Below are 14531 nucleotides of genomic sequence, written 5' to 3' on the forward strand. Positions count from 1 at the left end.
CGACAATTGCCGTAGGAAAATTCCTACCGTCGCCAAAGTACCAAAGGGTTTCAATACGTAACAGGGCGAATAGCCACTATTTCTAAGAGCAATTGCCTCACAGGTGACTCTCAAATCCATCGGTGATGTCCTCGGCGGATTTTTGAAAATCCGCATAAATTCGGATTTTTCCCTTCAACCGCCCCGGCTTACGTGCCCGAGATGTTTTGATATGAGGCAGCAGGTTTAGATAGGGCTTGCCGTCCTTGGTGATCACAACCGTATCGCCCCGCCAGGCAAGCTCAGCGAGTTGATCGAGTTGGGATTGTGCTTCGTGCATGTTTACTTGTAGCCGTTCAGTCATATGGCACCTCCATGGAGTTGGCCACGCTAGCTGAAGGCTGAGATTTTCGATAGGCGTGGCGCGCTTGCTCTTGCGGTGTTCCTTTAAAGGTTGTGAACGATAATGCGTAAATCCCAGATGCCCGGTGGCGTTCTTGGGTTTTTCGCGAGCAATCTCGCTCCTACGGGATGGGTAATCCGAAATTTTGCGGCAGATTTTGCAATGTATTGAAAACAGTCAGTGCAACCCGCCCCGCCTCCCGCTATTAATACCCTTCCCACTCAAGGACCCGAGCCCACCATGAAATTCGACCTCGCCTACTGCCTCAGTCTCGACGACAAGCTGTCGATCTATGACGTGCGCGATTTGAATTTCGACGAGACGATGGAATTCGATTCCGCCAAAGAACACTTCCAGTGCCCAAACGATGCCTGCCGGGCGGCGTTTGATGTGGCGAATGTGTTGACGACGTTCAACGCCAAGAATGTGAATTACGTTCGCACCCCGCACTTCAAGAACACGCCCAGCACCCGGCATGTGGCGGATTGTCCTTATGTCAGTCTCAAGGCGTCGGCGTCGGGTGTGGACGACGTGGAAACGGATGACAGTCGCGAGGAGCACTTCCCATCGGAGTTGTTGCTGACTCGACGTGAGTATGTGCGTAAGCCATCAAACCCGGCGGTGGTGGCGGATATCATGCGGGACGACCCAAGACCCACTCCAGCGGCCACTGATGTCGAACACCCGAGCCGCGAATCAGCACCAGACAAGACCAGCGTCTTCGCCCACCCGGTGGAGTGTTTTGTGTCGAACTTCGAAGACAAGGATCTGCTCAAGCGCATGCCGCTGAAGATTGGCGAGCACACGGCGCCTTATGGGTCGTTCTTCAAGAAGATCGAGTATCTGCAGGACAACAAGGGGCTGATTTACTGGGGCAAGATCAAGGAGATCAAGGACTACACGCAAAGCTTTCGCATCGATTTCGAACAAAAGGTCTGGTTCAAGCAACCGGACGAGGCGAAGAAGAAACCTTATTCAGTCAACGTTTACCTGAGCAAAAAGCTGATCGATAACTACCGCAAGCGCAAAGCGTTTCTGGAAGAGATCAAGCATGCTATCGAGAGTGAAAAAGAGTTGTTTTGCTTTTTCTATGGTGTGACGCCGGAGTTGAAGCAGGTGCCGAGCAAGAAAAACCCCGAGCAGACGTTCGGGGTGTTCAGTGCCAACATTGAGAACCTGGATCACTTCATCATTCGTGAAGCGCCGGGGTTGGACAGCTAACACAGAGCTCGTGAAGCATTCCGTTTCGCTTCAGTCCGGCTGAAGGCTACTCTCCAATGCCCAAATCTCCCGCTTCACCTCTTTACGCCGATCACGTGCAGCCTGAATACCTGGCTCATCAAGACCACAGTACTTGCGCAACCAATGCACCATCATCGTATGCGTCCGGCCAAGTCATCTACCCAACCCCGCAACGCCAGGACATGGTGTGCACTTAAATTTAAGTGGGCACCAGTTCTAGCCTTTTAAGCGGGTATTTCATGCAGCCAACACGCCGTTCCTATTCCAAATCCTTCAAGGCCCAGGTCATTCAAGAGTGTGCCCAGCCCGGCGCTTCGATTGCCAGCATCGCCCTCAGCCATCGCCTCAACGCAAACCTCGTCCACAAATGGATTCGAGTGCAAGCGCAGAAAAGCACGACGCTTCAACCTGCATTCATCCCATTGCCTATGCAAACAACGGCGCACGTATCTTCATCGAATATCAGCGTTGAGATTCTGCACCCACGCGGCACCGTCAAAGTGAACTGGCCAACCGATAGTGCTGCTGCCTGCGCCGCTTTCCTTCGAGACCTGTTGCGATGATCCGCATCGACGCCATCTGGCTCGCCACCGAGCCCATGGACATGCGTGCCGGCACTGAAACTGCGCTGGCCAGGGTGATTGCGGTCTTCGGTGCGGCGAAGCCGCACTGTGCTTATCTGTTTGCCAATCGCCGCGCGACTCGGATGAAAGTGCTGGTACACGATGGGATTGGCGTTTGGCTGGCTGCACGTCGCTTGAACCAAGGCAAGTTTCACTGGCCAGGCATTCGACAAGGCAGCGAAATGCAGTTGGATACCGAACAACTTCAGGCCTTGGTGCTCGGCCTACCTTGGCAACGTGTTGGCGCTGGCGGTGCAATCACGCTGCTTTAAAAACCGTAATTAGTGCCTCGGCTTGCTGTCGCAAGTGGCCTGCTTTGGTAAAATCCACGGCATGACTTCCTCGCCCAATCTCGATCAAATGACTCCCGACCAACTGCGTGCATTCGCTGCGCAGTTGCTGTCGCAGGTCGAGACCATGGGTAAGACGGTCGAAACAATGGGTAAGAAGATCAACCGCGATCAAACGGTAATCGAGAAGCTGACCCACGAGATTGCGCAGCTCAAGCGTTTGAAGTTTGCCAAGCGCAGCGAGCAGATGAATCCTGAGCAGGCGAGCCTGCTTGATGACCTGATCGATACCGATATCGCGGCGATTGAGGCCGAGCTTCAGGCCTTGCAAATAGCCCCAGTGGCGACCGAGAAAAAGCAAAAGCCCAAGCGCACGGCCTTGCCGGCAGAGTTTCCACGCACCTTGATCCATCACGAGCCGGACAACACCCACTGCCCATGCGGCTGCGCGCTCAAGCGTATCGGTGAAGATATCAGCGAAAAACTGGACTACACACCGGGCGTGTTTACCGTTGAACGCCATGTTCGTGGCAAGTGGGTTTGCGATAACTGCGAAACGCTAATCCAGGCACCGATACCGGCGCAGGTCATCGACAAAGGCATCCCAACCGCCGGGTTGTTGGCCCATGTCATGATCGCGAAGTTCGCTGACCATCTTCCGCTTTACCGTCAGGAGTCGATTTTTGGTCGTGCCGGCTTGGCGATTCCACGTTCAACCTTGGCTCAATGGGTTGGCGTTACTGGCGTGCAGTTGCAGCCACTGGTCGATGCCCTGCGTGACGTAGTGATCGGGCAGCAGGTTGTGCACGCGGATGAAACACCCGTGCAGATGCTCGCTCCGGGCTCGAAAAAAACCCACCGTTCTTATGTTTGGGCTTACGCCACCAGCCAGTTCTGCGAAACAGCCGCTGTCGTCTACGACTTCAGCCCCAGCCGCGCCGGTGAGCATGCTCGCAACTTCCTGCAAGGCTGGAAAGGTAAGTTGGTCTGCGACGATTTTGGCGGTTACAAGGCCAGCTTCGAACTCGGCGTAACCGAGATCGGCTGCATGGCCCATGCCCGGCGCAAGTTCTTCGAACTGCACGCTACAAACAAGAGCCAGCTCGCCGAGCAGGCCCTGCGTTACATCCAGTTGCTGTACGAGATCGAGAGCGAAGTGCGTGACCTGGAGCCGGATTTACGGTGCCGAATACGGCAAGAAAAAGCCGTGCCGGTGATGGATATCCTGCATGCCTGGATGATCGCCCAGCGTGATCTTGTGCCCGAAGGGTCGGCCATCAGCAGAGCACTCGATTACAGCCTTAAACGCTGGGCAGCGCTGTCGCGCTACCTCAATGACGGGACCGTACCCATTGATAATAATTGGGCGGAGAACCAGATCCGGCCATGGGCTCTTGGGCGCAAGAACTGGCTCTTCGCCGGGTCGCTACGCAGCGGAAAACGGGCGGCGGCGATCATGAGCTTGATCCAGTCTGCGCGGCTGAATGGTCATGATCCGTATGCCTATCTAAAGGATGTTCTCACGCGCCTGCCGACGCAGCGGGCGAGTGAAATCGAGCAGTTGCTTCCGCATAAGTGGCAGCCGGTTTAATCACGCAAGATGTGATGCCCGGACGCATACCCATCATCTCCTCATCGGGGGAGTAATAGTCTTTATGGCCTTTGCTGAGTCGCAGGGTGTCATTCATCTGCGCGTCGAAGCTGCCGGCCGCGAACTCGTCCGGGGGTAAACATCCCCACTCAGCGGCGAAATCTTCGAAGATCCAGGCGATATCGTCGATGTGTTTTTGCGCACCGCGATGTCTGCGCCGGTAGAAAAAGTGTTCACGACAGCTCTGCACAAAACGCTCCTGCATGGACTCATCGTCGACCCATTGAAGTACATCGTGCTGCAGCTCATGACGCATCAAGCCGTAGATCCAGCGCTCCGTAAAGCGTTGGACAAAACCACCCACGTCGGCTTTTTTCGCGTCCGCGAAAATCATGCAATAACGGGTTTGTATGTGAATGACGAACAGCACGTGTTTGCGCTGAACAGTGATCGCATGAACCAGCCACTGCTCCGCCGAATCACCCAACTCATCTTCTTCGGGAGTGGGTGAAGGCGGTTGGTGATCCACCGGCGTGATTGTCTTGCCCTTGTGAACGCGGCTAAAGAACTTACTGGCCGCTTCGGTGCAGTTGAAGATCAACATTCGTGGTCCCTTGATTAAGGCCGTGTGCAATGCTCAGTCCTCTCGCACGTTCTCTTCAACCCATTCAAGCTCATAGGGTTGACGAACAACGTCAGCGACCTCTTCTAACATTGCTTCGCTAAGAACCGACAGCTCCGCATCGGTCAGCAAGTCGTGCTTGACCATCAATCGTAAAGCTATGAATGCACTAGAACGACTGTAGGGGTCGAAAGTTCGAACGATGTCCTTGTCCCGATCATGCATCAGGCGATAAAGCATTCGATACCTGGCATGAGCCGAGAGCGCGTCATTCTGGGCAATTGTCTTGGCATCAGCCAGCACACCTTGGCAGAAACGATCGAGCGCAAGTTTGTGCAGTTCCTTGAATTTCTTCCAGTCACTTTCGAGGATCGACATGACATTCTCCCGCGTGAAATCTTGAACAGTGCGAAGGCGTATTGTTGCGAATAAGGCTACCGATTCCAACCCTACGTGGCGCACATGCTCAGCATCACCAGAACTAGCAAACCGATATAGACCCGCGCATGGATTCGATCCGGTATCCGCCCAATCCAAGGCGTGGCCAGCCGAATCCCCACCAACGATCCCACCGTCAAAACCGCAAATGCCAGCAGATCCACATAACCGATAAACCACGGCCCCAGATCAAACTCGGTTAACCCAGCCATCGCCATGTAGGTCAGCGTCCCAGCCAGCGCCACGGGCAAACTTAGCGGATTGGCCATGGACGTCGCCTGGGACATGCTCAACCCACAACGCCGCAACAATGGCACGGTCATGACGCTGCCGCCTACGCCGAGAAAAGTAGCGATGGCGCCGATTCCTACACCGCCGCCAGACACTTCTGCCCTTCCCAATCGCCGTGGGATTGCGGTATCGGACGGTGTAAGAAAGCCGCGTCGTAACAGGCAATCCGCGATGGTCACGCCCAGGTACGCGATGAAGGCATAGCGAATCACTTCGCCACTCACCCACATCGCCGCCCCTGCACCGACGATCGCGCCCAAGCCGATGAACCCGCCCAACGGCCACAGGTAATGGCGAATGAGGTTCCCGGCGCGGTGGTGTTTGCCGGTGGCGATCAGTGCGTTGATGATCATGACGCAGGTCGAGGTTGCCACAGCAATGTGCATTGCCGATTGGCCGATGGGGTTGTCTGTGCCGTGGCTGGCCATGAGCATGCGATACAGCAATGGCACAACGACGAAGCCGCCACCGAAGCCGAACAGCACCGCGGTGATGCCGGTCATGCAGCCGAAGAGTGCCAGCAGGAGATAGAACATTGCATGTCGTCCATTGGTTGAGAGCGGTCGACGATAGAACGATGCGCCTTGGCCTGCTTCAGCAACTCAGCCAATAATGTTTGCGTTTACGCCAACCACTGGGGCTGTTCGATGCGCAATGTTTCGATTGATCTGCTGGACCACACGCCACGGCCGGTGGTGGCCATCGGTACGGATTATTCCCACGGGCATTCGTTGCCTCGTCATACGCATCGGCGGGCGCAATTGTTATACGGCGCCACCGGGGTGATGCAGGTCAGCACGCATGACGGCAGCTGGGTGGTGCCACCGCAGCGGGCGGTTTGGATTCCGCCGGGGGTGGCGCATGAGGTGCTGATGCTGGGGGTGAGCACGCGCAGTGTGTATATCGAACCGGCGGTGGTGGATCTGGGGGATCGCTGCCAGGTGATCAGCGTTTCGCCGTTGATGCGGCATTTGCTGATGGAGGCGGTTGAAATCCCGCTGGAGTATGACGAGCGCGGGCGCGACGGTACGTTGATCGGCTTGCTGCTGCATGAACTTGGGCGCAGCACTCACCTGCCGTTGCACATTCCGCTGCCCGTCGATGCGCGGCTGCTCGCGTTGTGCCAGGGCTTTGTGCAGCGGCCCGACGCTCATCAGCCGCCCCAGCAATGGGCCGATCAGTTGCATGTAAGCCTGCGTACTTTCAATCGCCTGTTCCGCCAACAGACTGGCCTGAGTTTCAGCCAATGGCGGCAGCGGGCCTGTGTGGTGCTGGCTCTGGCGCGGCTGGTGGTGGGCGAACCGGTGACGCGGATTGCCCTGGATTTTGGCTATGACAGCCCGGCGGCGTTCTCAACGATGTTCCGCCGCGTACTGGGGCAGGCGCCAACGACTTGGCTGGAGGGGGCGAAATAGAGCAGCGGCAGCCGCTAATGCCAGTCAGTTAAGCGCAATCCATGTGGGAACGGGCTTGCTCGCCAAGACGGCGGCACTTTGCTACTGCTTCGCAGCCGAACGGGCGGTGCGGCGTTCCGACAAGCCCCCTCGCCACAGGTATTGTGTCTGACGCGCCTTCACTCTTACAGCAACTCAAAACTCTGCTCCTTCACATCCTGAGAATCCAGACCGATCTGCACCTGGAACTCGCCCGGCTCGGCGGCGTATTCCAACTGAGCGTTGAAGAACTTCAAGTCGTTCTCATCAATGCTGAAGTGGACCGCTTTCTCTTCTCCGGCCTTGAGCATGATTTTTTTAAAGTTCTTCAGTTCTTTGACCGGACGGCTGAGGGAGCCAACGACATCGCGGATATACAGCTGAACCACTGTTTCGCCGTCGCGCTGGCCGATATTCTTCACCATGACGCTGGCGACGAGCTTGTCGGTCTTGTTCAGTGTGGTCGAAGACAGGGCCATGTCGGTCAGGCTGAAATCGGTATAACTCAGCCCATAGCCGAAGGGATAAAGCGGACCATGGGATTGATCGAAATATTGAGACGTGTAGTTGCGAGGCCCACCCGGCAGGTAGGGGCGGCCGGTGTTCAAATGGCTGTAGTAATTCGGGATCTGCCCCACGGAGCGTGGAAAGGTGATGGGTAACTTGCCGGAGGGGTTGTAGTCACCGAACAATACATCGGCAACGGCGTTGCCTCCCTCAGAGCCGCTGTACCAGGTTTCCAGAATTGCATCGGCCTGCTTCTGCTCCTTGCCGATGGAAAGTGGCCGACCGTTCATCAATACCAGTACCAGCGGCTTGCCGGTGGCTTTCAGGGCGGTGATCAATTCACTCTGGCGTCCTGGCAGATCGAGGCTGGTTCGACTGGCCGCTTCATGAGACATACTGCGGGGCTCACCCACTACTGCAATCACAACATCGGCTTGTTGTGCAGCCTTGACCGCTTCGTCAATCATTTCTGCTGCCGGACGAGCGTCGTTCTCGATTTCGGACGCTCCCAGGTATTTAATAACCTCTTGATCCTCCGTGAGATTGACGCCTCGGGCATAGATCAGCGAGCCCTTATCCATAGCGCTTTTCAGCCCATCGTAGATCGTCACCGATTGCGAGGGCACGCCGCTTGCGGACCAACTGCCCATGATGTCGACGGTACTTTTTGCCAACGGGCCTATGAGCGCGATCACACCCTCTTTTTTTAGCGGCAAGAGCCCGTTTTCATTCTTCAGCAGCACCAATGTCTTGCGTGCCACCTCACGGGCCGGCGCTCTGTGCAGACGGTTTTCGGCATTGTTATCAGCGGGGTCTTCACTGGCAACGCCGATGCGCCGGTAAGGGTCTTCGAACAGCCCCATGTCATACTTGGCCCCCAGGACTTCCCGCACTGCGTTATCGATATTGCTCTGGGAAACAGCGCCAGACTCAAGCAGCCCGGGTAGCTCCGGACCATAGGAGAAGTCGTTCATGCTCATATCAACACCGGCCCTGATCGCGAGCCTGGCCGCTTCGCGGTGATTCTTCGCAACACCATGCTGAACCAGATCGTTTATCCCATTGTGGTCGCTGATGACCAGCCCCTTGAAGCCCCATGCTTTGCGAAGCAGGTCTTGCATCAACCATGCATTGGAAGCGGCTGGCACGCCATTTATCGAGTTAAGCGCCACCATCACCGCTCCCGCGCCACCCTCAATCGCCGAACGATAAGGTGGCAGGTAGTCCTGGTGCATTCTGGCCAGGCCCATGTCGACGCTGTTGTAGTCGCGTCCACCCTCGACAGCACCATACAACGCGAAGTGTTTGGCGCTGGCCATGATGCTGTCGGGTGCATTCGGGCTTTTGCCCTGGTAGGCCTGAACCATCACTTTGGCAATGCGCGAAACCAGATAGGTGTCTTCACCGAAGCCTTCGGATGTACGCCCCCAGCGAGGATCACGGGCGATATCTATCATCGGTGCAAAGGTCAAATCGATACCGTCCGCACTGGCTTCTTTCGCCGCCGTTCGACCGCTCAACTCAATGGCGTCCATATCCCAGCTGGAGGCCAGCGCCAGGCCAATGGGAAAAATGGTTCGCTGGCCGTGTATCACGTCCCAGCCGAAAAACATCGGTATTTTCAGGCGGCTTTGTTGAGCCGCGTCCTGCATGGGTCGGTTTACGTAACGGCTCACAGAGCCGTACGTACCCCCGATTCGCCCGGCGGTGATCTCTTGGCGCATCCTTTCGGGAGTCATCTTTTCATCAATAGCGATCAGCCGCAGTTGGCCGATCTTTTCCTCCTGGGTCATCTGATTTATCAGGTGGGTGACAAAGGCATCTTTGTTTGACGATTCCATATCGGCCAACACCGGCAGACTTGTAAAACCGATCAGGGCACACAGCAGCCGTAATCTTTTCATGATTGCCTTCCCTGTGACGCATACCACCTGCTTGCCTTTGAAACGCCACCTTTCCTTGTGTTGAAAATCAGAAAGCTGACGTTCAAACATTGCTGCTGACGGGGGCTGAAAGCCACTGAGCTTTCAGGATCCCGCCTAGAAATAGCGTAGTCGCTCCGACGCTCCTGCCTAAGAGAAAAAATATAACCGATCAAAAAATGAGTTTGATCCGGGCTCAAAACAACTGTACAAAAACACAGTACATTTTGAATCAACACTCTCGAACCCGGAGAACACCATGGCCTCTCTTGCGATGAAAATCACCCTGGAACGTATCGCCCTTTTCCAATTCACCCCGGCCCACTGTGCCCAGGCACGAGCGATGCTGGGTTGGAGTGTGGAAGAGCTCTCAAAGGAATCCGGTGTCTCCGTGGACGCCATTCAGCGATTTGAGGCAGAACGCGATGTACTGGATGTCACCCGACTGGCGTTGGCGTATCGCTTTGAATCAGATGGCCTGGTGTTCTTCCCGGGATTTGCGCCGGGTCGTGGGATGAATGTGAAAGGGTTGACGCCTGATCCTGTGGGTCGGGCGGATTACGCGATGGTTGAGTGAGGTATCAGCTGATGAATGGGATCGATGAATCCGACAGGTGCAGTAACCCGTCTTCGGGTGATACCGATGCGGGTGGGATAAGGGCCAAAGCCGAATACCTCATGAAGATCGGTATGCTCCTCGACACCGGTCAGTTGGGCAGGGCTGAAGCGGCGCAAAGGCTTGGGCTGTCATCGGCGGAACTGGATGAAATACTCGGTGGAAACGTTCGTGGTTTGACCGTGGCGAAGATCATGGGCCGCTCGATGGCGAGCGGCCCGACGGCAGAGGATCAAGCGTTCTGAGGCGTAACTTGATCACCCCTCCAGGAGGGTGAGATGGCTTTCCCAGCTCGAGCGCGCTGCCAGAGCCGTAACGCCAACATCACCAGCCCGGTCTCAGACCTTACTGGGCTTTAAACGCCGGATTTTGGCGTTCTAACGAAGCTTGTTCATAGCTGTAAGCCAGCGCCAGCAATTGGGGCTCACTCCAGCGCTGGCCGAAGAAGAACACAGAGGTCGGCAACTCATCGCTGTTCATGCCCGAAGGGACGGTAATGCCAGGGTAGCCTGCCACCGCCGCACTGAATTGCGAGTAGCCATCGGCATCGGCGAATAATGCATCCAGATTATGTTCAGCCAATTGCTCATCAATGGCAGCCTTGAAGCTGGCATTGAGGGTGCCGAACAGTTCGGTTGCCTGTTCGTGGGTCATGTCCAGTTCGTTGATGTCTTTAAGCATCTGCTGCCCGTAGCCTTCAGCGCCCGGATTAAGTTCGTTGAAGTCGATCAACTGTTGAAGCGTCTGGATCGGCAACCCTGAGCGGCTTGCCAGGTACTCGGGCAGTTCATGTTTCATGCCCGCCATGAGGGTGTTGAAGTAGCCATCGATATTGGGCAGTCGAACTTTCAACGGCACAAGGGTAGCGCCTTGTTCTTCCAGCGTGGCCAATGCAATCAGGAATTCAATACCTGGTTTAAGCACGCGGCCGTTCGTGCCTACGTACTCGGTCGGGTAACCGATTCTTTTGCCTTTCAATGCATCCGTGGCGAGCAGCGTGGTGTAGTCGACTCCCATCGGAGCATCGCTGGTTGCGGCATCCATGGCATCGACGCCTTGCAGAGCATTGAACATCAGTGCGGCGTCACGAACGGTGCGAGTGAGGGTGCCCGGCGTGTCTTGCAGACGTGTGATTGGAATGATGCCCGATCGGCTGAACAGGCCCAACGTGGGCTTGACGCCCACCACGCCGTTGTCCGAAGCAGGGCAAGCGATCGAACCGTTGGTTTCAGTGCCGATGGCCAATGGTGCGAGGCCGGCCGCTACGCCAGCAGCAGAACCGGAACTGGAACCACAGATTTCACCGCTAAGTACGTGGGGATTTTTACCTTGGCCGCCTCGACCACTCCAGCCGTGAGGCAGGCCCTGTTCCCGGACGTAAGCCCATTCGCTCATGTTGGTTTTACCGAGAATGATGGCGCCCGCATCACGCAGCTGTTTGACGACAAACGCATCGTTTGCCGCAGGCTGACCGACCATGGCCAATGAGCCCGCGCTCGTTTGCATCTGGTCCGCAGTGTCGATGTTGTCCTTAATCAGAACTGGAATGCCGTGCAGCGGACCACGAACCTTTCCGTCCTGACGTTCCTGGTCTAATGCGGTGGCAATGTCGATGGCCTGAGGGTTGAGCTCAATAATCGCGTTGATCATCGGCCCTTGCTTATCCAGCGTGTCGATGCGCGCCTGCAAATATTCCACCAGTGTTACGGAGGTGAGCTCGTTGCGCTCCATCCGTTCAGCGAGTTCGCTGACGCTCGCATATTCGAGCGTCTGAGTGGCTGATGCCGTTGCCTTGTTGTCAGCAAATGCAGACCCGGTAGCCGATAGCAGAATGATCTGCACCAGTGCAGTCATGCGGTTTTTTAAAACGTCCTTCATTTACAGCTTCCTTGTTATGGCTAATCACGAGTGAGTCATTTCACTCGCTGCACAGCCTACCGAAGCCGTGGGAAACGGCTGTCATCCACAAGGAACCAGCAATGTAGGAAACTTCACCCAGATTTGTAGCCGCTACAAGCCATACGCCCTTCTTCCTTCAACGTACTTTCCATTTCCAACCACCATGCGCTCCCACGCTGCGGATACATGACGTTGAACGCCTCCCCCATCTGCGGCGTGGTAATCGACACATTGCGCTCCCAGGCCAACGCCAGAATCCGGTCGAAGGGCTCGAACCAGGCGTGCATCGACAAATCGAAGGTGCCGTTGTGAATCGGCAGTAACCAGCGACCTTTGAGGTCAATGTGCGCCTGCAGGGTTTGCTCCGGCTGCATGTGAACATGCGGCCACTCGACGTTGTAGGCACCGGTTTCCATGAGCGTCAGGTCGAACGGGCCGTACTGTTCGCCGATGCGTTTGAAGCCGTCAAAGTAGCCGCTGTCGCCGCTGAAGAAGATCCGCGTGTCGCCGTCGATCATCACCCACGAGGCCCACAATGTGCTGTTGCCATCGAAAAGACCGCGACCGGAAAAGTGTTGTGATGGTGTGGCGATGAACTGGATGCCATCAACCTCGGTGCCCTGCCACCAATCCAGTTGGCGCACTTTGCTGGCGTCGATGCCCCACTTGATCAAGGTGTCGCCCACGCCCAGCGGCGTCAGAAAGTACTTGGCCTTGTCCGCCAGTTTGAGCACGGCCTGATAATCGAGGTGGTCGTAGTGATCGTGGGACAGGATCACCGCTTCGATCGGCGGCAACGCTTCGAGGCTGATCGGCGGTTGGTGGAAGCGCTTGGGGCCGGCCCATTGCACCGGCGAGGCACGCTCGGCGAAGACCGGGTCGGTGATCCAGAATTTGTCCCGCAGTTTTAGCAGTACGGTGGAATGGCCGAGGCGGTAAACGCTGTGATTAGGTGCGGCGATCAACGCTGCCTGAGTCAGGGTTTGCACCGGGACAGGTGCGGTCGGGCGGGTGTTACGCGGTTTGTGGAAAATCATGTTCCACATGATGCGCACCATTTTTCGAAAGCCTTCGCGTTGCACAGGCGCATGATTTCGGAAGTGCCCTTCTGCCTGACGGGATGCTTCAGGCGTGGAGGCGTTATCCGCAGGGGAAGTTGAAGTGGCCATGACTGAATGACTCCAGGAAAACCACATGATTCGCGGTTCTCCGCTTGGGACGGTAAATGGCCAAGGCACGCACGCATCAGCCGGAGATTCTATTGTTCCCTGTGCAGGATTAACAAAACATTACACTGCACAGTGTAGTTTCTAGGTTGCAGCAAAGCCGATCACAAGTAAACTACCAAGTGTAATTCTCACTTCTTCCTGCCGAAGCGTACTTATGACAGCTCCACAGCGCCTGACCGACCGAAAACGCGAAGCCATCATTCAGGCAGCGATTGCCGAATTCCGTACCAACGGTTTCGACATCACCAGCATGGACAAGATCGCTGCCACCGCCGGCGTGTCAAAGCGCACGGTGTACAACCATTTCCCCAGCAAGGAAGAGTTGTTCGCCGAAATCCTCAATCAATTGTGGGCGCGGGTGACGGCAGAACAGGAAACGCCCTACCACCCTGATTTGCCGCTGCGCGACCAGATGCGCCTGATGCTGATGGCGAAAATGCAGATGCTGGGCGATGACAATTTTCTCGACCTGGCGCGAGTGGCCATCGCCGCCACCATCCATTCCCCCGAGCGGGCGCAGAACATGGTTGCCCGAATGGGCGAACATGAAGAAGGCCTGACCGTGTGGATCCGCGCCGCTCAGGCCGATGGCCGCTTGAAACCGGTCGCCCCCGACTTCGCCGCACAACAGATTCAGGGAATGCTCAAATCCTTTGCGTTCTGGCCACAGATTTCCATGGGTTTGCCCGGCCTGTCAGCCGAACTGCAGAGCACTGTTGTGGAGTCGGCGCTGGACATGTTCCTGGCCTGCTATCAGCTCTGAACCGAGCTGCAATAAATGACAAGGTCTGCCGATTTGCCGATCCCAGGTCGCTCTGAACAAACACCACAATGTGTTTCAGAATGAAACTGGCGCTGGGGCTATAGTGAGCCTCAGTCCCAGCGCCATGCAGAGAGCACCATGACCACCACGACTTCCGACACCCAACCCGCCCTCCCCGTCGACCACCTGCGCTTTCATCGCCCCCATGCACACTTGGCGCCTACCTTCGGCACCGACAAGTTTGCCCTGCGCGCTGAGGCCTTTGCGCGGTTCTTCGGCACGCCGACCTTTCTTGGCGCGCAGACGCTGATCGTGGTGCTATGGGTTTGCCTCAATCTGTTCGGCGTCGCTCACTTCGATCTCTACCCGTTCATCCTGCTCAACCTGGCGTTCAGCCTGCAATCGGCTTATGCCGCGCCGCTGATTCTACTGGCCCAGACCCGTCAGGCGGCACGGGACAAAGCCCAGTCCGATGCCGACGCCCTACACCGCGAATCCCTCGCCGTGGCCAACAGTGAACGTCAGGCGCATGCGGCACAGAACACCGCGCAACTGTTGGAACTGCTGGAACAAAACACCCGGCTCACCGAAATGACCAAGGCCCTCACCGAACGCATCGAAAGCCTGACCTCGGAAATGCATCAGCACTTCGTGCGCAAGGATCAGCCCAAGGTCTGACACCC

At 56.4% G+C, this 14531-nt stretch carries 16 protein-coding genes; 9 read left to right on the forward strand and 7 right to left on the reverse strand.

Annotated features, from left to right (window positions below; translation table 11 throughout):
* Positions 1-97: 97 nt before the first annotated feature.
* Positions 98-343, reverse strand: coding sequence for a type II toxin-antitoxin system Phd/YefM family antitoxin (locus tag ACYZT5_RS17245; protein WP_462052120.1), 246 nt, complete (start codon positions 341-343; stop codon positions 98-100).
* A gap of 279 nt (positions 344-622) precedes the next feature.
* Here ACYZT5_RS17245 and ACYZT5_RS17250 point away from each other — a divergent pair, with 279 nt between their 5' ends.
* From ACYZT5_RS17250 to tnpC, 4 genes are all read left to right on the forward strand, one after another.
* Positions 623-1603: a hypothetical protein gene (locus ACYZT5_RS17250; RefSeq protein ID WP_462052121.1), complete on the forward strand. Its 981-nt coding sequence runs from the start codon at positions 623-625 to the stop codon at positions 1601-1603.
* Between the two features lie 260 nt (positions 1604-1863).
* Positions 1864-2187, forward strand: a complete 324-nt coding sequence (gene tnpA, locus ACYZT5_RS17255) for an IS66-like element accessory protein TnpA (RefSeq protein WP_462047422.1) — start codon at positions 1864-1866, stop codon at positions 2185-2187.
* A complete protein-coding gene (tnpB, locus tag ACYZT5_RS17260; RefSeq protein ID WP_237142353.1) occupies positions 2184-2519 on the forward strand; it encodes an IS66 family insertion sequence element accessory protein TnpB in 336 nt (111 codons plus the stop codon). The genes tnpA and tnpB overlap by 4 nt, the downstream gene beginning before the upstream one ends.
* 61 nt (positions 2520-2580) lie before the next feature.
* Positions 2581-4128 (forward strand): IS66 family transposase, encoded by a 1548-nt coding sequence (gene tnpC, locus ACYZT5_RS17265; protein WP_462047423.1) that lies wholly within the window; start codon positions 2581-2583, stop codon positions 4126-4128.
* On the opposite strand, the gene ACYZT5_RS17270 is transcribed toward tnpC, so the two are convergent.
* The 3 genes from ACYZT5_RS17270 to ACYZT5_RS17280 form a co-directional block, all read right to left on the reverse strand.
* The gene (locus ACYZT5_RS17270; protein ID WP_462052122.1) at positions 4058-4732 is read right to left on the reverse strand and encodes a DUF6933 domain-containing protein; all 675 of its coding nucleotides are present in this window, start codon (positions 4730-4732) and stop codon (positions 4058-4060) included. The two genes, tnpC and ACYZT5_RS17270, sit on opposite strands and share 71 nt — an antisense overlap.
* A gap of 33 nt (positions 4733-4765) precedes the next feature.
* Positions 4766-5128, reverse strand: a complete 363-nt coding sequence (locus ACYZT5_RS17275; RefSeq protein ID WP_462052123.1) for a hypothetical protein — start codon at positions 5126-5128, stop codon at positions 4766-4768.
* Between the two features lie 71 nt (positions 5129-5199).
* Complete coding sequence (locus ACYZT5_RS17280; protein WP_462052124.1) at positions 5200-6015, reverse strand: sulfite exporter TauE/SafE family protein; 816 nt, start codon at positions 6013-6015, stop codon at positions 5200-5202.
* A 111-nt stretch (positions 6016-6126) separates the two neighbouring features.
* Between ACYZT5_RS17280 and ACYZT5_RS17285 the strand changes: the two genes are divergently transcribed.
* The gene (locus tag ACYZT5_RS17285; protein WP_462052125.1) at positions 6127-6894 is read left to right on the forward strand and encodes an AraC family transcriptional regulator; all 768 of its coding nucleotides are present in this window, start codon (positions 6127-6129) and stop codon (positions 6892-6894) included.
* Positions 6895-7058: 164 nt separating this feature from the next.
* Here ACYZT5_RS17285 and bglX read toward each other — a convergent pair whose 3' ends face one another.
* Positions 7059-9323 carry a beta-glucosidase BglX gene (bglX, locus tag ACYZT5_RS17290; protein ID WP_462052265.1) on the reverse strand — a complete coding sequence of 755 codons (2265 nt, stop codon included), beginning with the start codon at positions 9321-9323 and terminating at the stop codon, positions 7059-7061.
* Positions 9324-9600: 277 nt separating this feature from the next.
* Here bglX and ACYZT5_RS17295 point away from each other — a divergent pair, with 277 nt between their 5' ends.
* Positions 9601-9918, forward strand: coding sequence for a helix-turn-helix domain-containing protein (locus ACYZT5_RS17295; RefSeq protein WP_462052126.1), 318 nt, complete (start codon positions 9601-9603; stop codon positions 9916-9918).
* Positions 9919-9929: 11 nt separating this feature from the next.
* Positions 9930-10202 (forward strand): XRE family transcriptional regulator, encoded by a 273-nt coding sequence (locus tag ACYZT5_RS17300; protein ID WP_462052127.1) that lies wholly within the window; start codon positions 9930-9932, stop codon positions 10200-10202.
* 100 nt (positions 10203-10302) lie between these two features.
* Here ACYZT5_RS17300 and ACYZT5_RS17305 read toward each other — a convergent pair whose 3' ends face one another.
* Entirely contained in the window at positions 10303-11835 is a 1533-nt protein-coding gene (locus ACYZT5_RS17305) for an amidase family protein (RefSeq protein WP_462052128.1), read from the reverse strand.
* A gap of 113 nt (positions 11836-11948) precedes the next feature.
* Positions 11949-13025 (reverse strand): MBL fold metallo-hydrolase, encoded by a 1077-nt coding sequence (locus tag ACYZT5_RS17310; RefSeq protein WP_462052129.1) that lies wholly within the window; start codon positions 13023-13025, stop codon positions 11949-11951.
* A gap of 214 nt (positions 13026-13239) precedes the next feature.
* On the opposite strand from ACYZT5_RS17310, the gene ACYZT5_RS17315 reads away from it, so the two are divergent.
* Together ACYZT5_RS17315 and ACYZT5_RS17320 are read left to right on the forward strand one after the other, a co-directional pair.
* Complete coding sequence (locus ACYZT5_RS17315; protein WP_462052130.1) at positions 13240-13848, forward strand: TetR/AcrR family transcriptional regulator; 609 nt, start codon at positions 13240-13242, stop codon at positions 13846-13848.
* A gap of 138 nt (positions 13849-13986) precedes the next feature.
* Positions 13987-14526 carry a DUF1003 domain-containing protein gene (locus ACYZT5_RS17320; RefSeq protein WP_462052131.1) on the forward strand — a complete coding sequence of 180 codons (540 nt, stop codon included), beginning with the start codon at positions 13987-13989 and terminating at the stop codon, positions 14524-14526.
* Positions 14527-14531: the final 5 nt, after the last annotated feature.

This window comes from Pseudomonas sp. LB3P14 (assembly GCF_054898045.1).